This window comes from Cutibacterium nasicola (genome assembly GCF_051303185.1).
Lineage (GTDB): Bacteria > Actinomycetota > Actinomycetes > Propionibacteriales > Propionibacteriaceae > Cutibacterium.
Genome location: NZ_JBPPGE010000003.1, coordinates 268,158 through 292,878 on the forward strand (window position 1 = coordinate 268,158; position 24,721 = coordinate 292,878).

The following is a 24,721-nucleotide window of genomic DNA, read 5'->3' on the forward strand; positions in this document are numbered from 1 at the left end:
TGCAGGTAACACCTAGAGGATAGGCACTTACACGGTCCAGCGGCAGCACTCAGCAAGGCAGATTCCTGACTTTTTTCAAAATCGTGCGGCAACCTCGAGAGCCGTTCATCCGGAGCTGGCGCTGTTCGTGATCGCCTCTCTCATGATCTCCGATCGGTGGAGGACAGATGAACTCCCCGGTGGCACGACCGCAGCGACAACTGCTGACCCAACTCCAGCACCCTCGTCTTGTGATTGGGGGATGGTGGCCGTCCAGGTACACCCCAGATTCCACCCGCCCAGCTCCCGGGAGACGTCACACCTGAGCTGGAACTGCCGGTTGGTGAGCAATTGTTGCAACCAGCGACGCAACGTGTTCGCCGAAATGTCCAGGATCCTGGCCAAAGAGGTCCCACTGGCACGTCCGTCAGCCGCAAGCAGCTGTGCCAGCTCACGATCAAGATCGTCTGACGGCACCATCCACAACTCTCCCGACTGCGAGCTCTTGGCAACAGTTTTCTCCAACGTGTTGAGGGCATAGCTGCGCCAGGCGTCCGCCCAATGACGACCGACGTCACAGCGCACTGCGTGACCCATGAACACCGCACAGCCCACCGATCCAGTCGATGACCATATCGGAGAGACACCTAAAATTTTGCCCCTCTGGCCCAGGTGACACGCAGGTCGATGTGCACGACGTTGACGAGCCGTTGGTCTTGCTCTTCGTGCATGTGTCTCCTCCGCCGCCACTGGGAAGATTCCCAAACGTTTCACACCTCGGTTGGAAGTAATATGCGGCAACCCTCCTGGTTCTGCGCACATCTGCAGCACGAGCCGCTGCGTACTTCCAGTGACAAGGTCGTGCCCAGGCGGATCAACGAAGAATCGCCCCCCTGGACGAGAAATCGGTGTACACGATGCCTGACGGCGTCCCGAAGTGCTGAGTTGTGCTGGCATTCTTTGCGATCAGCCTCAGCACCCGCGCCTTGGACCCGACGACGCGAATCGCAATGATTCGTCACGCCGATCTGGTTCATCTTCAGCGGTTCGATGAGCTTCTTCCATCGCCACCGCAAGCAGCTCAAGGAGACACTGGGTTGATCGTCGTCGACCTCTGGAAGTGGCCATCCGACCGAAGCTGTCGGCACCACGGACGCGGTAGTTGGTCGGATGGTTCAATGGTTGTTGATATAGGTTGATCGTCATAGATTCACCCTTATCGTGCTTCACTGTGCGACTCTGACGCTCATTTCATGGAGGCGAGTATGGCTGGTTTTGGCGAAAATCCAGACGGTTGGGGGCGCTCTCAAACGCCAACGAGCGAGGCTTCCCGGACTGCGGATTCACCACATTCCGAGGGACACAGTGAGACACACCTTCATCGCAATCTGAGCAATCGCCACATCCAGCTCATCGCGATCGGTGGCGCCATCGGAACCGGCCTGTTCCTCGGATCCGGCAAAGCCATCCACGCTGCCGGACCAAGCATTATCGTGTCCTACCTCATCATCGGCACCATGCTCTACTTCGTCATGCGAGCCATGGGTGAGTTGCTGATGTACAACCTCGAGTACAAGAGCTTCCAGGATTTCGCGGCCGACCTGATCGGCCCCTGGGCAGGGTTCTTTCTGGGCTGGACGTATTGGCTCTGCTGGATTGTCACAGGAATGGCCGAGCTCATTGGAATCGCTAATTACTGGAATTTCTGGGTCAAAAGCCATGGTCACGCTACCTTATTAGCGGCAGCGACGCTTTCCCTACTTCTCTGCTTGAATCTCATGACCGTTAAAATGTTCGGTGAGCTGGAATTCTGGTTCTCACTAATCAAGATTATCGCGATCATCTCACTTATCATTCTTGCCATCGTTCTGGCAATCATTGCGTTCAAACCCCACTCCGGGAGCGCCGCATCGTTCGCCAACATGTGGGATCACGGAGGATTCATGCCTCGAGGATGGAGTGGGTTCTTCGCAGGATTCCAGATGGCGGCATTCGCATTCGTAGGAATTGAGCTCGTCGGCACCACCGCTGCCGAGACCCAAGATCCTGAAAAGACGCTTCCCCGAGCCATCAGCGCCGTCCCGGCACGAATCCTCATCTTCTACATCGGCTCTCTGGCCGCAATCATGACGGTCGTGCCCTGGAACGAGGTCCGCCCGGATTCATCACCATTCGTGCAGGTTTTGGGGCTCGTCGGGTTCGCTGGAGCCGCCAGCGTGATGAATTTTGTCGTACTCACGTCCGCCGCGTCGTCATCGAACTCCGGAATCTACTCCATCTCACGGATGCTCTTTGGCCTCGCACACAAGAAGATGGCACCGAGACAGTTTGGGCGACTCAGCAAAAGTGGTGTCCCGCGATGGGGGCTCGTCGTCACCGTCTTGGTTCTCAGCACTGCGCTTGTCTTGGCGGCATCGGAATCCTTCGTCGAGGCCTTCACTCTTGTGACGACGATTTCCTCAGTACTGTTCATCTTTGTCTGGAGCATGATCGTCATCAGCTACATGAAGTATCGAAAGATTGTTCCGGACGCCCATTCAGCATCCAAATACCCTATGCCTGGGGGGCGCGGCATGTGCTGGGCAATCCTGGCGTTTTTCGTCTTCATCCTCGTGCTGTTGGCCCAAGAACCTGACACCGCCCGTGCTCTCGCACTCACGCCTTTTTGGTTCGTCCTTCTCGGAATCGGCTGGTTCTTCGACCGCCACCACGCCGTTCGGGACGATACTGGCACGGATGACGCCGATTCGAAAGGGACAGCTGAGCGACGATGATGATCAGCATGTCCTATCGGGGTCGCACCAGACCTTGGCTGGTAGGGATCCCGACCCGAGCACAAAGCCCGATGACACACCGGGTGGGCAACCGTTCAGCAATGACGTGCCCAGGATGAACCGTCCGCCATCCACGCGGACGTGGCTAGCTCCACTATTTCGTCGCGCTTGCCTGTGCTGCCCTCCCCAGTTCGTTGACCGCATCGCAATTTCTGACAGCTCAAAGGAGTTATGACACATGTCAAGATGCCCGTCGCCCTCACATGCCACCATTGACCTGTCTGCCATCGCTGCGAACCTCGCCGTCGTCAGAAAACGGGCTGGTGATCGGAAAGTCCTCTTTGCCGTCAAGGCCGATGCCTACGGACACGGCGCCGTCGAAGTTTCCCGCTATGTCGAAAAGCATCACTACGCTGACTGGCTCGCCGTCGCCACTGTCGCGGAAGGTCAAGAACTGGTGGAAGCCGGCATCACCCTCCCCATCCTCAAGCTGTCCCCCGTTGACCCCTGGGACCTTGACGCCGCTGTCGAATCCGGCATGCGACTCACGGTGGTGGATTTCGACACCTTGGATGCTGTGAACTCTGCCGCTGGAAAACGGGGAGCTACCGTCAAGGTTCACATTGCCGTCGACAGCGGTATGGGGCGTATCGGGTTGCGGCCTGAACAACTTGGCGAACTCACAGCCGCCGCGAATCGTGCCGAGAACGTCGAAGTCGAGGGAGTTTTCACTCACCTACCCATCAGTGACGTTCCCGAAGGTGAGGACTTCACCCGTCACGAGATCGTGACCTTCATGGACGCTGTCTCCCGGGTCGAGACAAGGACCGGGCCTTTCCCGCTGGTGCATCTTGCGAATTCCGGTGCCATCCTTGGTCATGACCTGGGAAGAACGTCAATGGTGCGCGCTGGCATCGTTGGTTACGGATACGACCCTGACCCACACGCCGATCGCGTCGAGCTGCACCCTGCGTTGTCCTGGGTGAGTCACATCACCTTCGTCAAAACCGTCGGTTCGGGCGACACCATCGGCTACGGAAGGACCTGGACCGCAAGCGAGACGACAAAGATCGCCACCGTGCCTGTCGGATACGCAGATGGCCTGTCCAGGGCATTGTCAAACAAGGGGCGGGTACTCATCGGAGGCGCTGCTCATCCTATCGTCGGTCGGGTATGCATGGATCAGTTCATGGTCGATCTCGGCCCTGATTCGACCGTCGCCGTGGGCGATGAGGTAGTTCTCATCGGAACCCAGGGGGACGAGGTTCTGACCGCCGACGACATGGCTGAGCAGCTCGGAACAATCAGTTACGAGGTCACCTGTGACATTTCGAAGCGGGTGGATCGTCGTTGGACCGCGGGCTGACGGGCCGATCTCATTGGACTGCTGGGCAAGGACGACCTCATCCCGATTCAGCCCTATGGCTCCCTGCCCTGGGCCCACAACGCAAGAATCCCCGCCTCATGTGTGGTCACGTCACACCTTTGCCGCAACCACACACCAAACGGGTAAATCCATCGCTGGGCCAACGGCTCGGCTCGCCGGACCAAACCCCTTGGCCAACCAGTCACTCGAAGTGATAGTGCTTGACGACCTTGTCGATGCACGCGCGGGCTGTCCCAACGGCCGGCATCTCGCAGAACACTCGTAGCAGGGGCTCGGTACCGGAGAAGCGAACAATGATCCACCCACCGTTGGCGAAGTACACCTTGACTCCGTCCATGTCGCTGATGTGGTCAATCTCGAGGCCAAAGTCGGGAAGATCTTTCTCCTCGTAGATGCGCTTCTTGAGCGCCTCCTTGTCCTCGGACGCGAAGGAGAAGTCATCCTCCACCATCTCGAGGCGACCGTAACGCTCCTCGATGTCAGCGTAGATCTGGGAGAGCTTCTTGCCCCGTTTGGCGATCATTTCCACCAGCAGGGTGCCCGCGTAGACGCCGTCCTTGCCCGCAATGTGTCCCTTGACGGTCAAACCTCCCGAGGACTCACCGCCGATCACAGCGCCGGTCTCAGCCATCTTGGACGACACCCACTTGAAACCGACCGGAACTTCGTAGCACGTCTGCCCGTGGGCCTCGGCAACGCGATCGAGCAGGTGTGTCGTCGCGAGGTTGCGCACGCACCCGCCCTTCCAGCCCTTGTCCTCCAACAGGTACGTGTACAGCAGGACCAAGATCTGGTTGGGGTGCAGGAAATGTCCCTGATCATCAATGATACCAAGTCGGTCAGCGTCACCATCGGTGGCGATGCCGATGTCGGCTCCCCGCTCGACGACCTCCTGGGTCAACGCTTGCAGAGTCTTGGAGTTCGGGGAAGGAAGACGCCCACCAAAGAGGGTGTCGCGGCGCTCGTGAATGGTGTCGACGTCGCAACGAGCCGTCATGAGGATGGTCTGGAGGCAGGTGCGAGAGACTCCGAACATCGGGTCGAGGACAACCTTGAGGTGGGCGTGCCGGATCGTGTCAAGGTCAACGTTGTCGAGGATCGCATCGATGTACCAGTTCATCGAGGTTTGCACCTCGACCAGCCCGTCGCGAAGGGCGTCAGCGCGGTGTACGCGCTTGATGTCGGATGGGCCGATGGAATTGGCACGACGCTGGATGGGTTCAGTGATCTCCACCTTGGCGTCACGACCGCCCTCCGTGAACACCTTGAGTCCGTTGTACGTCGCGGGGTTGTGGGAGGCCGTGACCGCCATGCCATAGGCACAGTCCAGATCGCGGACAGTCCACATGATCATCGGGGTCGGGGCAGGCCGGTCAATGATCCGAACGGTGAGCCCATTAGCCGCGAGCACTTCTGCCGCCCACCATGCGAATTCTGGGGAGAGGAAGCGTTGGTCGTACCCAATGACAACCGGGCGCTGCTGTTGATTCTCGTCATGTATACGGTCTGATAACGCCTGAGCGACTCGCTCAACATTGAAACGAGTGAAGGTATCCGCGATGATCGCTCGCCAGCCGCCAGTGCCAAATTCGATCTCGTCCGCCACGACTCAAGAATAAGCTGGAAAACCCTTTCAGGTTCCAGGACGACCGCGGTCGCGAAGATCCGCTCACCACCCCTGCGCGATGGCGAGATGGCGATGAGCGGACTCCCGGCTTTTCAGTCCAGGCGCCGAGCAGAGGGTCCCGGACGGGCAACGACAGTCATCGCTTGGGACGCTTCTTCCGGGTACTCGTCGCGATACGAGGCGATCCATTTTTCGGCGAACTCCTTCGACTCCGCGGACGGAACCAACGCCCACACCGAGCCGCCAAAACCAGCACCAAAGGAGGTTGAACCAACCGCTCCGAGATCATGCGCGATGCGCGCCAAGGCGGCGGTCTGCGGAACCTGGTTGCCAAGAAGATCCTCGGCCGCTCGCTGAGATTCCTGGGCCATTCGACCGAACTCCTCGAGGTCGCCACCCGATAGCGCCTTGGACGCCTCCGGGATGATCTTTTCGGACTCGGTCAGGAAATGATCCAGGCGTCGGGTGAGGTCCTCTCGATCCCGCACCACCTCGTAAAGCTTCTCGGCGTCAGGGTCAACGGCAAGGACATCGCCGATGACCGCGTCATGACGACCAGTGTTCGAATTCCACCGACTGACGATCTCCCGAGTTGCCAGGGACGCTGCGTTGTAGAGATCCCGCGCAGCTCCGGTCTTCTCAGCCGCCACCCCAGAAACAATGACGACGAACGACATGTCCTCGGGGAACGGGACTCGTCTCTCCAGTCGGATCGGGCAGAAGCGGAATTGCCCGAGTCGACCGTCCTCGCTGCACACCATCGCCGTGTGGTCCTCTGAGCCGCCAAAAGTTCCCACGCCAGCGGCACCAGCAAGGTTCTTGAAGGTCATGCCGTTCTCGTGGCAGGCCAGGTATCCTGCCAGGTCAACGTCATCGGTGATGTTGTCTTGCCAAGCAGTGGTATCCGACAGCCCGTTGAAATCGGCCAGACCAAGCACAATCGCGCTGACCAGAGCTGACGAGGAGCTCATCCCGCTGGCAAGCGGCAGGTCGGAGGTCAACCGGATCCTCGCCGGGGCCAGGTCGCCAAAATTGGCCGTCAGGCGATCGAGTACGGCCTGGGCGTACCTGCCCCAGTGCCCTGCCGGCAATTTTGGATCGTAGCCAGCCTTCAACGACAACTCACCGGGAGCTGCGTCGGTCGATGCTGTGAGCCCCCTGTCCCCTGGCTCCACCGAAATTGTCACGCCGCGATCCACTGCGGCCACCAACGTCGACCCACCGGCGTAATCGGTGTGCTTCCCGAGGACCTCGATACGCCCTGGAACGAACCAACGCGTCATAGTTTCACCTCGCGACCACCGAGCGCGTCAACCACCGAGGCGATGTCCCCACGGTTCGACATGTCAAGAACGCCCGCTTCGACGGGAACAACGGCAAACCGCTCGCCTTGCTCGACCATCCACCGCACCGCATCGACGATCTCGTACTCACCACGCGCAGATTTCTCGATGGAACGACAGGCTTCGAAAATCCTCGGGGTAAGCAGGAAACAGTTCATCGAGACCAACGCGGTCTCCCCAGCAGCGTCAACAACTTCGGGGGCCGGCTTCTCGATGATGTCGGTGAGCTGACCAGAATCGTCAGAATCCAGCAGAGCGAAGGCACGAATACGCTCCGGGTCGATATTGGACTGATCGATCATGGCACGCTTCGTGAAGCCGAGCGTCGCCGATGCGGGTACTTCGCGAAGCCTGGCAACAGCGTCCTCGGGGTAGAAATTGTCCGAGTTCACAACAAGGACTCTGTCGTCACCGGCGAAGTCCTCGGCAGCTGCAACTGCATCAGCAGTACCTAGCGGCTGTTCCTGAATCGCGTATGTGATCTCGCCTCGTGACTTCTCGCAAGAGTCGTAGTAATCGCGAATCAGATCATGCTCCGGACCGATCACCAGACAGAATTGGTCAAACCCGGCATCTGCGAGGGAAGAAATCACATAATCGAGGAAAGGACGGCCATCCAGACTGATCATTGCCTTGACGCCCGCTTGTGCGGCGCTTGCCTGCTCTGCAGTGAGGGAGACACCCACAGCGGCCTTGCGCATGCGGGTTCCCAGGCCTCGAGCCATGATGACGGCCTTGTGAGGAGCTCGTTGTGTCACGGGATCGTGTGTCATGTGAGTAATCCTAGGAATCGTCTCGTTCTCGCACGCAGCGAGGACGGCACACGGTCACTTCAGGTGATCCCTTTCCATTTTTGCCGGCAGACCGTTGGCGCCAGCAATCACGTATCCTCATGACATGGCCATCAGTAGCAAGGGCACCCCGGGCAAAGGCTCGTCGGCTAGCAAATACTCATCGGCAGTAGTCTTTTTCACCATCCTCCTTTTCGTCATGAAGGACACAGGCTTCGACGGGGCCATTGGGCTGGCGCTACTCGTGACTGTCATCATGTGGATCGTTCAGGCGCAGAAGGACAAGAAGAAACGCAGCACTGGTTGGGACTACGAGCACAAATCTGACGCGGACAACGATGAACCGCTGAGCCCGAGCCCCGACTCCTTGGAGCAGAAGAACGTCATCGAACGTCGACCCCACCCATCGGCGGATGCTGCTGATACGTCGTCAGACCTCTCAGATGACAAGTTGCTCAGCGATTCCTTCACCGCCCTGACTGGTGCGCTCCCGGGCATTCTTGACGACCCCGAGAAGCACGATGAACCTGTACGTCCTCATCATCAGACCCTCCCAACACCGACGTATGCGCAGCCTTCGCCGTCTACTACCCCAGACCCCGATGGGAACGTCCCCGAACCCGTGGGGATTTACAGTTACGAACCCCTTCCATCCGAGATCCCTGCCCCCCGGTTTGATACGGCGAGTCTCTCAGTTCCCGAAGCGCCCCCACTCCCCTTGTGCAGCGCGCATTCATCGGCATCCCCGGAAACTCCCACTACTCAAGGGAAACACCTCTCTGCTGTAGCCGTAAAGTCTCCCACCAGCACCGGCACGGCAAAGGTCGTCGCCGATTATCGCTTCGACGACATCCATTGCGGTTCGGCTGCCATCTCCATGACCCAGGAGCCATCGACCATGCGCCTCCATGACGCTTCGGAGGACCACGGCTCATGTCTGTTGACGTCGTCCATCTTCTCGCAACACTGACAACCTTCGACATGCGGCCGACCTCTCACTGTGAGGCGTGAAGAACCTCCGTTGCACAACGGGATCTACGCGAATTTGCTGCGCCCCTTCTTGAGGTGACAGTTTTCGCACTCGCGTCGCCCCATCCAGGGCCGCTCCAACGCTCCGGATCGAGGCATTGGCAGCCGCGCCTCATACCGGGACGAATGTCCCTCGATGTCGACGCCACAATGCTGACCTGATGGTGTCAAGAACCAGCTCTGGAGCCTCGCGGATCATCGTCGGCGCACGCGGATGACGCGCCACCCAGCCCCTGCCAGGAGGGCATGACGCCGAGCAGTCATCTCGTAATCCCGGGACTTCCCGTGAAAGGCGTAGCCATCAACCTCGACGATCACCCTCTCCTGCTTGAACCAGAGATCGGGGAAGAGCACGCGTCCATTGATCCACAACCTCTCATTCGCCTTCCACCCGCTGATTCGGTACTCGTGCAAGAGCGCATGAAGCTCCCGTTCGGCTACCGACCATGGTCGATCGAGGAGTTGCCGCAGCACCTCTTTGGTGGTTCGAGGTGACGCCTTACGGGCCAAGCGATGTCGGGCGTGTCGGAGCTCCTCAGGACTCACCCATCCTGCGCGAAGGGATGCCGTGGCTGCTTCCCAGTCCCCTCGAAGAGCCAACCAGAAGCACGTGTAGGCGTGAGTCGTCCTGAATCCATCACGGTCGTCAGTGATTGACTCGCATCCGGCTCGGTGAAAACGTAGCCAGCTCCTCCTTGGCAACCGGGGCATCACATGCGGGATTATGACGTCGATCTCCGTGACGTCAATGTCCGTCATTCCTGCTAAGTAGAGCGCGGCACGCCCGGTGAAGATTGCATTCGGCCGCCACAGCATGACAGCCCGCATCCAGGCGTCAGGTCGCCGCGCCGCCTCCATCGTCATCACGATGCGGGGCAAGGGTCTGATGACCCGACCTTCTCGCGCGGCTTTGCGCGCCTGTCGCGCAATCCGGCCCACCGAACTGATTCTCGCCACGCCACCGCTGGCCTCAAGGATGTCGACTAGCTCCATGTCTTCAGTTGTCGTCTCGGGGTGGGCGTTTCCGCCATCCAATGTGAAATCTGTGGATAAATCGTGGATGTGGATTCGGCGTTATCCACAAGCATCTTCATGAGTCGACATCCGAGCCTCGTCTCTTCCCGTCGAAAACCGTCGGTCCAGACGTGTCACCTGCGCCCCAATGCCTGTGGCACCAGCGAGATGACAGTTGTCATCCGAGTCCCCCACCAGGACCGCTACTTTCCGGTAAATCACCTGCCAGGAAGGGACGCCCTGTGTTGTTCCCGCCACTTGCACTCGCTGACGAAAAATCCCGACACCCCACCCGGTCCCATCATGAACCTGCAAAGTAGGCTTGCGGCATGGCAGAGATGCGCACTGAGAAAGACAGCATGGGCGAGGTCGAAGTACCCGCCGAGCACTACTGGGGCGCCCAGACACAGCGTTCCCTTCACAACTTCGAAATCGGCCGTGACACCTTCGTCTGGGGCCGGGACATGATCCGTGCTCTCGGAACTCTCAAGAAGTCCGCGGCACTGGCCAACAAGGAACTGGGGGAGCTGCCGGGCGATATCGCCGACCTCATCGTGAAGGCCGCTGACGAGGTCATCGCCGGAAAACTCGACGACGAGTTCCCGCTGGTGGTCTTCCAGACCGGTTCGGGCACCCAGTCCAACATGAACACCAATGAGGTCATCAGCAACCGCGCCATTGAACTGGCCGGTGGCGAGCGCGGTTCAAAGGAACCTGTCCACCCGAACGACCACGTCAACCGCGGCCAGTCCTCCAACGACACCTTCCCGACGGCCATGCACATCGCCGTCGTGTGCGCCATCAACGAGCGCCTGTACCCCGCCGTCCAGCAACTTCGCGACACCTTCGACGAGAAGGCCAAGAAGTACGACGACGTCGTGATGGTCGGTCGCACCCACCTGCAAGACGCCACCCCGATCCGTCTTGGCCAGGTCATCAGCGGCTGGGTCGCCCAGATTGACTTCGCCCTGGACGGGATCCGTTACGCCGACTCCCGCGCTCGTGAGCTGGCCATCGGCGGCACCGCCGTCGGCACCGGCCTCAACGCCCACCCTGATTTCGGTCCGACCGTCGCTAAGCATGCGACCGAGGAGACCGGCATCGAGTTCAGGCAGGCCGACAATCTTTTTGCTGCCCTGAGCGCCCACGACGCCCTAGTGCAGATATCCGGGTCGCTGCGAGTCCTCGCCGACGCCCTAATGAAGATCGCCAATGACGTCCGCTGGTACGCCTCCGGACCGCGTAATGGTATCGGCGAGATCCTCATCCCTGAGAACGAGCCCGGCTCCTCGATCATGCCTGGCAAGGTCAACCCGACCCAGTGTGAAGCCATGACGATGGTCGTCACTCGCGTCTTCGGCAACGACGCGACGGTCGGTTTCGCCGGGTCACAGGGCAACTTCCAGCTCAACGTGTTCAAGCCCGTGATGGCCCACGCCTGCCTGGAGTCGATTCGCCTCATTGCCGACTCGTGCAGGAGCTTCGACAAGCACTGCGCATACGGCATCGAGCCGAACCCGGACAAGATCAAGGAGAACCTTGACAAGAACCTCATGCAGGTCACGGCTCTCAACCGTCACATCGGTTACGACCTGGCCTCGAAGATCGCCAAGAATGCCCACCACAAGGACATCAGCCTGCGCGAGTCTGCCCTGACGGTCGGTGACATGAGCGAAGAGGACTTCGACAGGTGGGTCGTCCCCGCTGACATGACTCACCCCAGCGCTGCCGAGTGATTTTCGTCGTCCCGACGACGCATCGGACCGGTCACTGCATTGACAGTGACCGGTCCGATGTTTTTGGACACACGAGAACAGGATCAGGGAAAGCAGGCCGTTTCAAATACGAGATGATCCGTCGCACGTCTGGTGGATCCTAAGACAGGAAAACCCACCCAGACATAGGAATCTATGCGGCCGGGGTCCAGTTGGACTCCATCTGGCATCAGCTCTTGACGGCGTCGGCGGCGAGCCCAGACTGTCAGTAACGTTGAAGCACCAGGAGCAAAATCACCAGCGGGATGACGTCAATGACAGTGGCCAGCATCACCGCGCCCTTGCCCGGGCCCTCATGCCGTAGAGCCCTTGGGCCACCGGCGGCACGCTCTCGTTGGTGATCATCAACGGCAACAGGAGTTTGTTCCACGTGGCGACGAAAATGAACAAGAAGATCGTCACCATGGCATGGGCAAGCAGGCGCAACACCATGGTAATGATCGTCCCAGCGGCACCTGCCACGGTCGAGTAGACCAACGAGTGAGGACCCAACGCGGGAACAGCCCCTTGGTCCAAACCATCAGGGAACGCCAGTTGGTGACCCGGCTGAAGTCGCCGAGGGCGAATTCAGGGGTACTCACGAAGTGAGTGTTGTTCTTGGTCGATGCGATAATCAACCAGATGATAGGAAGAAGCAGCAGGCCACAAAGACCAAGATCACGAAAGTGATCCCCCTAGCCGTCCTTGAGGGAGCGATGGAGCGCGGCGGCAGCCCTGCCGGCGACGAACGGTAGCGAATGCCGTTCTTGGTGACGGCAGTCTCGGCGTGAACCATGTCAGTCCGCCTTCCTCTGGACGAGGGCATAGATCATTGTGGGCATTCCAGCGACCAACGCCATCATGATGGACACCGCCGAGGCCGGTCCGGCACCACTCGGGCTGCTGTTTCCATTCATGGCGTTGTAGGCCATCATCATCGGGGTGTAGTCACGCGGGATCCAGGTCGCCTGGGTGGCCACGCTGAAGAGCTGGACGGCGTCGATAATCGACAACAGGACAGCCAGCAGTGCAGCACCGCGAACCATCGAGATCTTGATCTTCGTCACGATCTGCCATCCGGAAGCACCATCGCCTGCAAAGCGGCCAAGAAGATGAGCATGTCGTAGCTGGTGAACGTCCACGTCGTCATGTTGGCCATTGAGCCCAGAATGACGTGAGAGCTCAGCAAGCTGAAGCTGAGATGCCCGACGAACGGCGAAATTTCAGGCAGGTAGAGGTAGGTCCACATGATTGCGCGGGCAAGGCCCGGAACCGCGTAGGGCAGGAAGTAGGAGAGTCGGCAGAACTCGACATGGCGCACCAAATGGGAGTCGATAACCAGGGCCAGGAACAGGACGGCCAGGATCATGATCGGGATCTGGACGGCTCCGAAAGGCCGTATTCGTGCACACCTCGTGGAAGTTCTGCAGCCCGAGCTGTTGCTGACGCAATCATCGCCACCGGCTACGTGCCAAATCGGGCAGTACGGTCGCTGCGGATTCAATCGACTGGCACCGTGGTGCTGGTGGCGCGAGAAAACGTCAACGTCTTCTATACCGAGCCGACCCTTTCTCAGATGGCATCCAGAGCGAGTCTTCGCCTGTCGGAACACGGCTACCAGATGCTGCTCGCGCTCGTCGATTCCCCCCACTCGGCAGAACGCGTCGGACATTGATTGCCGGAGGATCCTTCGACGCGGCAATTCTCGTCGCCATGACCAACGAAGATCCATTGATCCGGCGTCTCATGACGACGACCATCCCTCTCGTTACGGCGTCCCTGCCATTCCCTGGATCTGACATCCCATCGGCGGACACCGACACGTTGGAGGGGCCCGTCACCCAGATGCGCCTCGACGGTTTTCACCAAGGTGCGAAAAATGCCGCCATCGGGCACACCACGGTCAACGGATGGACCCCCGCTGCAGGCGAGCGGGCAATGTCCGAACTCCTCGAGCGCTGTCCGGACCTCGACGGAGTGGTCACGGCGTCCGATTTGCACGCCACCGGCGCGATCCGGGCCCTCAGCGAGGCGGGTCGACGAGTGCCGCAGGACGTGGGCATGGTCGGTTTTGATGACGCACCCGTCGCAGCACTCAACGATCCCCCGCTGTCAACAGTGCGCAGCGATGCCAAGGCAACAGGAGCTGCCCTGGCAGACATGGCCGTTGCGCAGATTCGCGGTCAGAAACTCCTCCAGCGCCACCTCGTTCTACCCAACGACATAGTCTGGCGCGAGTCAGCCTGAGAGATCAGACCGCCGACGGACGTTGCAGGTCGGTGTAATTGACCGCCTTCGCGTCAAGCAGCTCAACGAACGCGTCGAATCCGTTGGTCTCCAACCACTGACGTTCAGCCTCGGTGATCGGCATTCCCAGCAACCAGTGCACCTTGAGGTCGCCGATTTCCACCCGGTCGAGCTGGGGGGTGGTGAATGGATGACACCACATCAGGTGTGGGGTGGTGGAATTCGGCGCGTACATCGACACGACGTCACCGAAGACGATGCCGGGGGCCATCGGCCAATGGTCACGCAGCACCGCAAAGGCACAGGATCCGAGAACCTTGCCCATGACGTCAGAACCGGGAGCTCCGACCACCATGAGCTCGGCACGAATGTCACTGCTGGTGCCGTCGGCGAGGGCAATGGCGTTCGGCTCGACGTGCAAGCTCACGGTCGACCAGGTTGACCACCCCGGCGCCGGTGCGTCCGCGAAGGACAGCACGTCAATGCGAACCTCCTCAGAGGCATCGACCATGCCATCAGCGCGAGGAGTGCCACCGACTGCCTCGACCACCGCCTGGGCGACTTGAGGACCGGTCGAAGGCATCTGCGTCGGTTCGGCCAAATGCTCAGGCAGGTCTTGTGGGTCAAGCGGTCGTTCTGCCGCCGACTGGTCACCGCCAGGAAGGCGTGCTGCAGGGGAGACATTGTCGTCACTCATACCTCGATCCTGTCACGTTGACGACTCGAGCGTGTCCGCGAAGGGGGATTTTTGCCCGCAGTGGGAAGGTGGAGGTGTTGCCAAGAACACTTTTGTCACCTGACCCCGACCGTGAAGGGAGAGCATGCCTCCGCTGAAATCCGACGTGTGGACATGGGACACTCTTATCCACATCCTCATCATCCTCGCTCTTGCGATTGTCGCCCGCTGGCTGCTGCGTAAAGGCGTCGACTGGACCATTCGCCTCATGGTGTCGCGCTCAGAGAAGCGCGAGGCCACTATGCCCGGGCGCACCCGTCGTATCCTTGCGGGGGCGACCGGTGCGAGCCTCGACAGGCAGAATCAACGCACCACAACAGTCGGCGGGCTGCTGTCGAACGTCGGCGTCGCGGTCATCATCATCGTCGCCCTGCTATCGGGATTCAGCACGATCGGCATCAAAATCACTCCGATCCTCACCTCTGCCGGAATCGTCGGCGTGGCGCTGGCCTTCGGCGCACAAACCCTCGTCAAGGACGTCCTGGCGGGACTTTTCATCATCTTCGAGGACCAGTATGGCGTCGGGGACGCGGTGAAGATCAATGAGGTGGAAGGACTCGTTGAGGATGTCGGCCTTCGAGTTACTCGAATTCGAGATTGGAATGGGGCAGCCTGGTATTTGCGCAATGGTGAGATCATCAAGGTCGGCAACATTACCCAGGGGTGGACCACCTCTTGCACCGATATCAAAGTCCACGCCTTGGAAGATCCACATCAGGTAATTCGCGTTATCCGGAAGGTCCTCAACGATCTCGAAGCCGAATTCGAAAATATTCTTCTCGACAAGCCTGTAGTGCTCGGAGTCGGGGACATTACCGGCGACACTATGACGTTCCAAGTGATGACGAAGTGCATCGCGAATGAGCACCCCGCTGTACTTCGGGCGCTGCGTCGCGAATGCAAGGACGCCTTCGACGCGGCGCGGATTCGCGGGGCGTTCTGATCTGACGGGTCGTTTTCGACAAAACATGACACCTGTCATCACCGTCGTGTGATACCGCGCCTCGATAGGTCCTTGGATGGGTTCTGGATCTTCTCATTGAGAAGGGTCGCTCCCAACGGAACTCCACTGGACAGAAACGGCTCATGATGAAAAACCACACGTGGCCCAGCCGGGAAAACTGTTCACGCGGTGACGGGCATCTCCTTCACGGTTGGACGCGGCGAAGTGGTTGCTCTCATCGGCCCGAACGGCACCGAGAAATCCAGGACCATCGACACACTATCGACATATCTCTGGGCCCCACCCGCCCCGACGCCGGTCGCACGGACGTCTTCGGAACTGATCCCCTCCAGGCTGCCCGGTCCGGACTTCCTGATCCTCAATGAGCCGACCGCGGGTATAGACGTCGAGGCCCGCCGCGACGTCTGGGACGAGATCCACAAGGACACCCGACATGGCCGCGGGACCCTCACCACAGTCGCAGCTCGGGAGGCGCACCGCCACTTCTCCATCTCCCTGAAGCGCCTCTGGCGCGAATTGGGCCATCCTTTCCGACGCTCGACGTTGATCTTCAACCCCGCCCTGCCAACGATGCTGTATCTCCCGCTTTTCCGCACCACCCACTCCGCTGATCTTCCGGGAGGCAACTTCGCCATGTGGATGGCGATCGGCATCGCCGTTCACGATGCGGCAACCTCCAGTGCCAACTGTGCGGCGTCGGTTTCTGTCGACGAAGCCAACGGCTGGGCCCACGGCGTCCCGTGAGTCTGGGCCATAAGATTGACGGTGCTTGGTTCAGCTCGGTAGTTTTCTCCGCTTTCGATTGGCCATCGGTCTGTCTTTTCGACCGGATGTCGTCATGCACGTTCCTGCCCTAGTGAGCACCCGGCTCGCCTTCCTCGGCACCTTGTGCTGGTTCACCGATTTTGTGTTCTGGGCCTCCCAACGCTTCACCAAGAGCACCGAACGGCAGCTGTCCCATTGGCCCCATGAACTGACCAACCGTTAAACTCCCGCGTCTTCGCGGGCTTCTCCCATTTCTCGACACCTCTGTGCACCCACGTGTCATTCCGTGCCGCGAACTGACGAAACTCGTCATAGGGCGTGAATGCTTCGCACCCAGCCCGGCCCAAGTGTTCCGGTTGTCAGGCGGTTCCGGTCATCCTCAGGCCCAGAAGCCCCACAGCCCATTGATGGGTGGCGGACTGCCTGAGCGCGCCACCATACTGACTACGCTGTCGCCGGGGACACGAACACGTTCTCCCTCCAACGGCTCCGCGAAGATGCTCATCGTCTCGGGTCCCCGGTGAGATTTTCCCCACCAGCAGCCCAGGACGGGCATCGTGGTGACGGAGGATGCCCATGACGTCAAGAATTCTCGTCACCGAAGACTCTGAGCTCGTAGCTGAGGCACTGCTGCCGACCGAGCCCGAATTCGAGATCATTCATCGCGTCGCACGTGGTGACGGCTTGGTCACGGCAGCCACTGGGCTCATGTCCGATCTCGTCCTCGCCGACATCGACCTGCCCGGGGCGTACTGGTATCGAGGCCGCCAAAATCCTGTGAGGCATGGGGGTACAAAGGCAGCATCATTCTTCTGACGGCGCTGCCAAGCAGCGATCACCTGCACGCCGCATGGCTGCCGGGGCAGACGGTTGCCTCCTCAAATCCATCACTGGCGCCTCCCTCATGAACGCCATTCGTGCGGTGCTCAACGGCCAGTCCGGCATCGACCCGAAATCGCCGCAGTCGCCATGCGCAAAGGCCTCTCACCTCTCAGCCCGCCGACTGTTCCCGCACGGCCGCCTCGACCGCCCGACTGAGCAATGACCCTGCGTGGACCATCGACTCGTGAGGATCCGGCTCGATGTCGGACAGGCTGATGATCCGTTGGAAGGCACCGCGCTTGTCCTCTGGTAGGTCGCACTTGCCGCACACTGCCCAGACGGGAACCCCGGCATCGAGAGCAATCTTGCGGATGGTGTCGGGTAGCTTCCCGAGAAGGGTCTGCTGGTCGAGTCTGCCCTCGCCTGTGATGACCAACCCCGCCCTCGAGATTTTTGACACCGCCTTGGCCCATCCGAGCACTGTGGCTGCTCCCGGGCGATACTCCGCGCCCAGACAACGAAGCGCCCAACCAACTCCACCGGCAGCACCGGAGCCAGGGCAGTCCCGGTATGCGCTACCAATGGTCGCCTCCACGAGATCAGCGAGCTCGGTAAGACCGGCTTCAGCAACCTCAACCCCTTCCTCGTCCAATCCCTTTTGCGGGCCGAAGACTGCCGCTGCGCCGTTCAGCCCCAGCAGCGGAGAGGTGACGTCACACGCCACCGTCAGTTTCACTCCTGCCAGTTTTCGGTTCAGCCCGGACAGGTCGACGCGTGAAAGGTCCGTCAACCCCGCTGCACCGGGAGAAATGGGCGCCAAGTTCTTGTCGAGCAAGCGCACCCCAAGGGCTTCCAACATGCCCGCACCGCCATCAGTGGATGCCGATCCCCCAACACCAACGGTGATGTCAGTCGCGCCACTGCGCAACGCAGCAGCGATGACCTCCCCGAGCCCCTGGCTGGACGCCACCAATCCCCGTCGTGAAGTCGGCGGTCCGGAAACCCTGTCCGCTCGCTCCAGACCGCAACACGTGGCCATCTCGATGACGGCCTCGTCGCCGCGCAAGGCGTAATCGACTTCGGCGAGGTCTCCAGTGGCACCGTGGCACTTGACAGTGACGGCGTGAAATCCGGCTGCCAGGACGGCCTCCACAGTCCCCTCGCCGCCATCCGCAACAGGGATCGTCAGTACATCGCGATCCGGGTCAGCTGCGGAAAATCCCCGCTGTACCGCCCGACATGCCTTGCCGGAGCTCAGCGACCCCTTGAACGAGTCAACGGCCACAACCACGGGCGCATTCGGATCAGAACGCATGCTCTCAGCATGACACGCGAACATGACGTACCCGAAGCTGGCTCCCCCTCAACTTCAATGACCATTTCCCCATCTCAGGTCTGTCTCCGTCACGGGACGTCCCCGACATCCACGATGTCGGCAGTTTTCGTCACAACCCGTAAACTTGGAGGCATGGTGAATCGCGCCTACCTGTCCCTGAGTGTTCTTGCCCTCGTGTTGTGGGTGGCCGCGTACCGTCATCTACCCGGCTGGGCAGCTGGAGTGACGCTGGCGTGCGTTGTGCTGTTCTCCCTGTTCTGCGAGTGGTCCCGCGTGCGAACCTTGGCCCGCATTGGTAAGTCCCGCGGTACCGCCCGCCAGAGCTCGCGCGGTCGTAAGTTGTCGTGACCAAGACATCGGTCAGCGCGACAGCGCAGGCCTCTTCTGCCCCGGTTCCGGCGCTTCCTCTCTCACCTGACACCTCCGTGGCCGGCGAGGTGGCCACTGTCGCGTAGGCTGTCTGCCGCCATGCCTGAGAAAAACGTCAACAGCCCCTCGACGCTGTCCACCACCCTGCGCCCAGCCCCCGACGAGTCGGGGATGACCGTGCCCCAGTTGCTCCAACACCGCATCGATGTGCTTTTTGAGCAGGTGCCGCTGGTCGCTGAACTAGGCGAGGTCTTTGCCCAGGCGGGCCATGATCTTTGTCTCGTCGGCGGGTCAGTACGTGACGCCCTCATGGGCCGTCTGGGACACGACCTTGACTTCACCACCGACGCTCACCCCGACGAGACGGAGGCAATTCTTCGCAAACGCACCCATGCGACGTGGGACATCGGCCGAGCCTTCGGGACGATCGGTGCCCACATCGGCGAATGGGTGGTGGAGGTCACCACCTACAGAGCCGACGCCTACCACCCTGACTCCCGCAAGCCCGAGATCGTCTACGGAGACACCCTCGAGGATGATCTCATTCGTCGCGACTTCACGGTCAACGCGATGGCGCTGCATGCCGCAACTCGAGCATTCTCCGATCCCTACGCCGGACTCGCCGACATCGTGGCGGGAATTTTGCGCACTCCTTTCCCACCGGAGCGGTCGTTCAGCGACGACCCGCTACGCATGATGCGGGCTGCTCGCTTCACGTCCCAGCTCGGCTTCACCGTCACCGATGACGTTCGTGCCGCCATGACTGACATGGCCTCGCGCATCGAGATAATCTCCGCCGAACGCGTCCGTGACGAGCTTTCCAAGACTCTCCTCACCGACCACCCGCGCGACGGCCTCGACCTCTTGGTCACCACTGGCATCGCTGACCATGTGCTCCCCGAGCTGCCGGCCCTGCGTCTGGAACGTGACGAGCATCATCGTCACAAGGACGTCTACGAGCATTCCCTGACAGTCCTGGACCAGTCCATCGATCTCGAGAAGCACCGCAATCACGAGCCAGACCTCACCGGTCGTCTGGCTGCTCTGCTGCATGACATCGGCAAACCGCCGACTCGTAAATTCGAGTCCGGTGGCAAGGTGAGCTTCCACCACCACGACGTCGTCGGAGCCAAAATGGCCCGAAAACGTCTCAAGGCCCTCACCTACCCCAGCCAGATCGTCAAGGACGTGTCAAAACTCATCGAACTGCACTTGCGCTTCCATGGCTACGGTGACCAGGGGTGGACGGACTCGGCAGTGCGTCGTTACGTCCGTGATGCCGGCGACCAGCTGGAGCGTCTGCACATCCTGACCCGCTCCGACTGCACCACCCGGAATCGTCGCAAGGCTGAGCGGCTGGAATTCGCCTACGACGACCTCGAGAGGCGTATCGCCGAACTCACCGCCAAGGAAGAGCTGGCTGCGATTCGTCCCGACCTCGACGGCGAGGAGATCATGGCCACCCTGGGCATCAAACCCGGACCAGCGGTGGGCAGGGCCTACACGTTCCTCCTCAACCTCCGTCTCGACGAAGGCCCGCACACTCCTGACGAGGCAAAGGCTGCGCTGCTGGCGTGGTGGGCCGAGCAAGAGCACTGATCCTCCCGCGGACCGCGGGTTCACCCGACCCAGCCAACTACCATGACAACCGTGTCACCTGCTTCCCGCCTTCGCCCAGCCGCTTGGCTGCTGGGATTGTTGATGGTCCTTGCGACCGTCACCGCAGGATCCTCTCCTGCCCAAGCACGTACCGCACCGGAGTTGGTCAAGGTTGCGATTACTTCCGTCAGCCCACCCACAGGGGATCCCAAAACTCCCATCACCATCAAGGGGACGGTGACAAATACCTCCGCGGTGTCGATGACATGGGTCCAAGCGTCGTTCTGGCGCTCCCAGGACCAGATCAACGACACCCGGGACCTTTCCGACCTGCTGGCATCCCCCGCCACCGTGCCGGTCGGCATGCGGTGGTACCGGGAGCCCAACGAAGCGTCAATTTTCAACATCACCGACCCTGAGGCCAACCAGACCTTCAAACCAGGTGACAGCGGGTCATTCACCGTGACTGGAACGCCAGCCCAGATGGGGTTGACGTCACCCAACGCCGTCTACGCGGTCGGTGTCCACGTGCAGGCGTCCCCCGAAAACCAGTCGCGCAGAACTGTCGGTCGAGCACGAGTCCTCACGGTGCTCTCAGACGCACACACCAGCGCGAACCTTGCTCCCGTCATCGTGCTCTCAACCGTACCCACCCACAGGATCGACGGGACCTTCACTGATGAGTCACTCGCAAATGACATCACCCATCGACTGAAACCTCTGGCCGAGGCGGCACGCACCCGTAACGCGACAGTTCTCGTTGATCCAAGTCTCATCGATGAGGTCCGCGCGATGGCCTCGGGATATCGCGTCGCTGGCAAGGGTTCGGCCACCATCGAGGGCAGGGGCCAGCAAACTGCCAGGGAATGGCTCGACCTCGTCGAACCATTACTGACCACCGGCCAGGCATATCGCCTACCGTACGGAAATGCCGATGTCATTGGAGCGGTTCGACAGGGCCGCCCCGATGTCCTGTTGACGGTGAAACACGCCCTGGACCCATTGAATCCAGCCGCGAAGCTGCCATTGGCGATCGTCGACCCAGCAGCTGAACTCGACAAGTCATCGTTCAAGACCCTCACCAAGGAGCTCTCACCCGCGCTGGTCCTGACGTGTGCGGCATCGGCTCGTGGCGGCGTCCGCGAAGAGGCCGGAGTCAAGGTGATCGGTCTGGCCGACACCGCTCGAACCGACGGCCATCCACAGTCCAACAGCGACCCCCAGCGGCGGGGAATGTTGCTGTCCCAGGCCCTCCTCATGACTCACGAGTCGATTCCGGCGGTCACCCTCGTCACCACCGCAGATGATGTCCAGGCCACCGCACCAGTCGGGTGGTTGCATCTACAGAGCCTCTCGGCAGTTCTCACTGGAGCCAAGCCGGGCCTGCGGCTGCCGGGAACACGCGCTGGTGACACCATCCTGAAAGACCCTTGGTGGCGCGTCCAACATGACGTCGGGATCGACTCGGACGATTGGTCTGACCTCGTGGGAGCCTCGCCAGAGATGACGTCCTTGACCTCGGCGAAATTTGTCAGCAGGTCGTTGTCATCGTCGCTCCAGGATCGCGGGGCATGGGCTACTGACGTCATGCGCCCGGCGACAGCCGCCATGGCCGGCAACGGACTGGTCCTGCATTCGGCCCCGCAGTTCGTGATGTCCTCCTCGACCAATGACTTTCCGCTGACGGTCACGAACTCGCTCGCGCAGACGGTTCACGTCAAGGTCGTCGTCTCTTCGGAAAACCCGCAGCGCATCGACATCCCGGACACCCAGGTCGTCACGATCCAGCCCAAGGAGACACAAACCATCAAGTTCGCTCCCAAGGCGAGCTCGAATGGCGTCGTCGAGATGCAGGCACACCTGTCGACACCATCGGGACGCTCCCTGGAAGCTCAGACCAGTTTCGTCGTCAAGGCGACTCAGATGGACGATGTCGGCTGGATCATCATTGTCGTGTCGGCCTTGGTACTCATCATCGTCACCGTGCTGCGCATTCGTCAGGTGACCGCAAATTCCCGACGTCAGGCCGAATCCGACGGTGAGTCCCAGACCAGCGACCCCACCACTGACTCGACCCCCGATGACATTTCTGACACCACGCCCTCCCTTTTGGCGGTAGAGAGTACTGACACCGCGCCGAACGACGATTCTGGACATCGCCTCCCCACCGGTAAGGACAACCCCGCCGAGTGACAATCCCGAGGTTCGCGAGACGGATCGGTATCGTTGACGATGCACATTCGGATCGATCGGGCAGGAGGTGGCAGTGTCTCTCGAGGACCCCGCCGATCGCTACGGCGGTGAGCACGACTCGGATCTCCATGCCGAGGATGACCTCCCCGATCTTCTCCCCAGGTCCTTTCTGGGCGGGCGTTACCGCCTCGACCAGGAGCTCTCCCATCCCGAGTCCTCACTGACGTGGCGAGCCTTCGACACCAAGCTGCATCGCCCGGTCCTGATCCACGCTCTGGCCCCGCACGGTCGTCGCACACCCGCTGTCCTGGATGCAGCCCGACGGGCCGCCGTCGCCACCGATTCACGCTTCTTGCGGGTCCTCGACGCCGTCGTCGGACCGGGCGACTCCGCATCCTGGGTCGTCAGCGAATACGCTCCCGGGAAGTCGGTCGAGGAGCTGCTCGAGACCGGGCCCCTCTCGGCGTTGGAGGCGGCTTGGATTGCCCATGAAATCGCCGATGCGATGGCACCCTTGCATGCCCAAGGGGTCTTCCACGAGCGCATCAACCCCGGAACAGTGCTCGTCACTTCGACTGGAAATCTCAAGATCAGCGGCTTGCTCATCGAAGCCGCGTTGCATCCTCAACCGGGCGACAATTCTCGTCCGTGGCCGGACCGCGAGGTCGCCGACGTGACGGACATAGGACGGGTTCTTTACGCCTGCCTGGTCTCACGTTGGCCAGTCGGACGTGGCCACCGCCCATCCGTCGAGCCGACCTCGACAATGTCTTGGGGGCTGCCGCCCGCCCCTACTGACTCCCACGGCTGGCTCACCCCACGTGAAGTGCGCTCCGGAGTCTCCCCAGCCCTCGATGTCCTCTGCGACCAGATCCTCTCGCAGGTTCCGCGTTACGACGAAGTGCCATTGCGCACCGCGAATGAGATTGCACGTTCCCTGCGCCGGACCCTCGGCTCAGCTGATGCCGCCGCTGACCTCGAGCGTCGTATCCGGTTCCCACTGGGACCGGCTTCCCGCGCCGGGGAGGAGCCACGGCGATCCGACGAATCCGCCACTCTCGCGCCAGGCCAGGATCAGCCAGAACGGGCAGAGGAGTACGGACCTGACGATGAGGGGTATTGGTCCCCGGACGCTGCCGCCGGGGAGTGGAGTCGTCAGGCAGGTCCGGTGCCGTGGACGAGCAACAACGACCCCCACACCACACAGATCTCCCCCGCTGGGCAGGAATGGCCGGAGGACGACAACGACGAGTCGGCCTTGGCGAAACCACGCCCTCACAACCGTCGATGGCCACCAATACTCATGACTGCCGTTGGCGTGGTCATGATCGTGTGTCTCATTGTCGCAGGGGTGCGCCATTCAGGCGGCAGCGCTCCGGAAGCATCCAGCGAGCCAACGACCGTCAGGATGGCCCACGTCCAGGATTTTGATCCCGAAAGGGATGGTGGCGACGCCCAGGAAAACCACGACGAGGTCAGACTCGCGATCGACGGCGACCCGTCAACGGCCTGGCACACACTCATTTATCACAACTCTGCGAAACTCGGGAACCTCAAGCCCGGAGTCGGCCTGGTCATTGATTTGGGACGCGTCACCGAGGTCACGTCGGTGAAGGTGCGACTGGTTGGGTCCGGTACGGACATTTCCTTGTGGCAGCCGACCAGCGATGTCTCCTCCGATGAAGCTCCTATGACGACGATCAAGGAGTGGACCCAGGTGGCGGCGGTACCGGGGGCCGGATCGACGGTCATGTTGAAACCATCCGGCAAGACGAGGACCCGTCATCTCCTGATCTATCTGACGGAGCTTCCTCCGAAATCAACCGCGCGGTTCCAGGGTGGGATCGCAGACATCACCGTCACCGGGTCCTGACGACGTTTTTCGACGCCACGCTCCGGCGGCCATCCACTCTCCGGCGGGTGCGTCCCAGTGGCGGCACCAGCTGCTGACCGAAGGCTTTCCGACCGAGCCGTCGTCGAGTGAGGCATCCT

General features: G+C 60.9%; 16 protein-coding genes and 7 pseudogenes. 13 read left to right on the forward strand and 10 right to left on the reverse strand.

The features are described 5' to 3' along the window. Positions 1–182 precede the first annotated feature (182 nt). Positions 183–622, reverse strand: a pseudogene (locus ACSJJT_RS06930) (Lrp/AsnC family transcriptional regulator); the annotation flags it as partial. Between the two features lie 622 nt (positions 623–1,244). On the opposite strand from ACSJJT_RS06930, the gene ACSJJT_RS06935 reads away from it, so the two are divergent. Both ACSJJT_RS06935 and alr read left to right on the forward strand, forming a co-directional pair. Beyond that, positions 1,245–2,753: an amino acid permease gene (locus ACSJJT_RS06935; protein ID WP_435917587.1), complete on the forward strand. Its 1,509-nt coding sequence runs from the start codon at positions 1,245–1,247 to the stop codon at positions 2,751–2,753. A 238-nt stretch (positions 2,754–2,991) separates the two neighbouring features. Then, complete coding sequence (gene alr / locus ACSJJT_RS06940; protein WP_435917588.1) at positions 2,992–4,119, forward strand: alanine racemase; 1,128 nt, start codon at positions 2,992–2,994, stop codon at positions 4,117–4,119. A 202-nt stretch (positions 4,120–4,321) separates the two neighbouring features. On the opposite strand, the gene ACSJJT_RS06945 is transcribed toward alr, so the two are convergent. The 3 genes from ACSJJT_RS06945 to ACSJJT_RS06955 form a co-directional block, all read right to left on the reverse strand. Further along, on the reverse strand, positions 4,322–5,746 hold the full coding sequence (locus ACSJJT_RS06945; RefSeq protein ID WP_435917589.1) for a phosphoglucomutase/phosphomannomutase family protein: 1,425 nt from the start codon (positions 5,744–5,746) through the stop codon (positions 4,322–4,324). 113 nt (positions 5,747–5,859) lie between these two features. After that, on the reverse strand, positions 5,860–7,050 hold the full coding sequence (locus ACSJJT_RS06950) for a galactokinase family protein (RefSeq protein ID WP_435917590.1): 1,191 nt from the start codon (positions 7,048–7,050) through the stop codon (positions 5,860–5,862). Beyond that, the gene (locus ACSJJT_RS06955; RefSeq protein WP_435917591.1) at positions 7,047–7,883 is read right to left on the reverse strand and encodes a nucleotidyltransferase family protein; all 837 of its coding nucleotides are present in this window, start codon (positions 7,881–7,883) and stop codon (positions 7,047–7,049) included. The genes ACSJJT_RS06950 and ACSJJT_RS06955 overlap by 4 nt, the downstream gene beginning before the upstream one ends. 124 nt (positions 7,884–8,007) lie before the next feature. Here ACSJJT_RS06955 and ACSJJT_RS06960 point away from each other — a divergent pair, with 124 nt between their 5' ends. Beyond that, positions 8,008–8,871: a hypothetical protein gene (locus ACSJJT_RS06960; protein ID WP_435917592.1), complete on the forward strand. Its 864-nt coding sequence runs from the start codon at positions 8,008–8,010 to the stop codon at positions 8,869–8,871. Positions 8,872–9,042: 171 nt separating this feature from the next. Here ACSJJT_RS06960 and ACSJJT_RS06965 read toward each other — a convergent pair. Then, positions 9,043–9,923 (reverse strand): annotated as a pseudogene (locus ACSJJT_RS06965) (DUF559 domain-containing protein). A gap of 350 nt (positions 9,924–10,273) precedes the next feature. Here ACSJJT_RS06965 and fumC point away from each other — a divergent pair. Next, positions 10,274–11,680: a class II fumarate hydratase gene (fumC, locus tag ACSJJT_RS06970; RefSeq protein ID WP_435917593.1), complete on the forward strand. Its 1,407-nt coding sequence runs from the start codon at positions 10,274–10,276 to the stop codon at positions 11,678–11,680. Between the two features lie 244 nt (positions 11,681–11,924). Here fumC and ACSJJT_RS06975 read toward each other — a convergent pair. After that, a pseudogene (locus ACSJJT_RS06975) lies at positions 11,925–12,494 on the reverse strand (hypothetical protein). 1 nt (position 12,495) lies between these two features. Further along, a pseudogene (locus ACSJJT_RS06980) lies at positions 12,496–13,134 on the reverse strand (carbohydrate ABC transporter permease); the annotation flags it as partial. On the opposite strand from ACSJJT_RS06980, the pseudogene ACSJJT_RS06985 reads away from it, so the two are divergent. Then, a pseudogene (locus ACSJJT_RS06985) lies at positions 13,122–13,519 on the forward strand (LacI family DNA-binding transcriptional regulator); the annotation flags it as partial. The pseudogenes ACSJJT_RS06980 and ACSJJT_RS06985 sit on opposite strands and share 13 nt — an antisense overlap. Positions 13,520–13,531: 12 nt before the next feature. After that, positions 13,532–13,945 (forward strand): annotated as a pseudogene (locus ACSJJT_RS06990) (substrate-binding domain-containing protein); the annotation flags it as partial. A gap of 4 nt (positions 13,946–13,949) precedes the next feature. On the opposite strand, the gene ACSJJT_RS06995 reads toward ACSJJT_RS06990, so the two are convergent. Next, complete coding sequence (locus tag ACSJJT_RS06995) at positions 13,950–14,642, reverse strand: suppressor of fused domain protein (RefSeq protein ID WP_435917594.1); 693 nt, start codon at positions 14,640–14,642, stop codon at positions 13,950–13,952. Positions 14,643–14,766: 124 nt separating this feature from the next. Between ACSJJT_RS06995 and ACSJJT_RS07000 the strand changes: the two genes are divergently transcribed. The 3 genes from ACSJJT_RS07000 (at position 14,767) to ACSJJT_RS07010 (ending at position 17,226) form a co-directional block, all read left to right on the forward strand. Continuing rightward, on the forward strand, positions 14,767–15,624 hold the full coding sequence (locus ACSJJT_RS07000; protein WP_435917595.1) for a mechanosensitive ion channel family protein: 858 nt from the start codon (positions 14,767–14,769) through the stop codon (positions 15,622–15,624). A 189-nt stretch (positions 15,625–15,813) separates the two neighbouring features. Further along, positions 15,814–16,389 (forward strand): P-loop NTPase family protein, encoded by a 576-nt coding sequence (locus tag ACSJJT_RS07005; protein ID WP_435917596.1) that lies wholly within the window; start codon positions 15,814–15,816, stop codon positions 16,387–16,389. Between the two features lie 597 nt (positions 16,390–16,986). Next, positions 16,987–17,226: a helix-turn-helix domain-containing protein gene (locus tag ACSJJT_RS07010; RefSeq protein WP_435917597.1), complete on the forward strand. Its 240-nt coding sequence runs from the start codon at positions 16,987–16,989 to the stop codon at positions 17,224–17,226. Positions 17,227–17,401: 175 nt separating this feature from the next. Here the strand turns inward: ACSJJT_RS07010 and ACSJJT_RS07015 are convergent. Further along, positions 17,402–18,612 (reverse strand): annotated as a pseudogene (locus tag ACSJJT_RS07015) (glycerate kinase). Positions 18,613–18,661: 49 nt separating this feature from the next. Between ACSJJT_RS07015 and ACSJJT_RS07020 the strand changes: the two are divergent. Then, entirely contained in the window at positions 18,662–18,916 is a 255-nt protein-coding gene (locus tag ACSJJT_RS07020; protein WP_435917598.1) for a hypothetical protein, read from the forward strand. Between the two features lie 120 nt (positions 18,917–19,036). Further along, the gene (locus tag ACSJJT_RS07025; RefSeq protein WP_435917599.1) at positions 19,037–20,536 is read left to right on the forward strand and encodes a CCA tRNA nucleotidyltransferase; all 1,500 of its coding nucleotides are present in this window, start codon (positions 19,037–19,039) and stop codon (positions 20,534–20,536) included. A gap of 20 nt (positions 20,537–20,556) precedes the next feature. Here the strand turns inward: ACSJJT_RS07025 and ACSJJT_RS07030 are convergent, their stop codons facing one another. Then, entirely contained in the window at positions 20,557–20,799 is a 243-nt protein-coding gene (locus ACSJJT_RS07030) for a DNA-binding protein (protein WP_435917707.1), read from the reverse strand. Here ACSJJT_RS07030 and ACSJJT_RS07035 point away from each other — a divergent pair. Then, entirely contained in the window at positions 20,798–22,729 is a 1,932-nt protein-coding gene (locus ACSJJT_RS07035; protein ID WP_435917600.1) for a DUF6049 family protein, read from the forward strand. The two genes, ACSJJT_RS07030 and ACSJJT_RS07035, sit on opposite strands and share 2 nt — an antisense overlap. A gap of 67 nt (positions 22,730–22,796) precedes the next feature. After that, positions 22,797–24,602, forward strand: coding sequence for a protein kinase family protein (locus ACSJJT_RS07040; RefSeq protein WP_435917601.1), 1,806 nt, complete (start codon positions 22,797–22,799; stop codon positions 24,600–24,602). Positions 24,603–24,721: the final 119 nt, after the last annotated feature.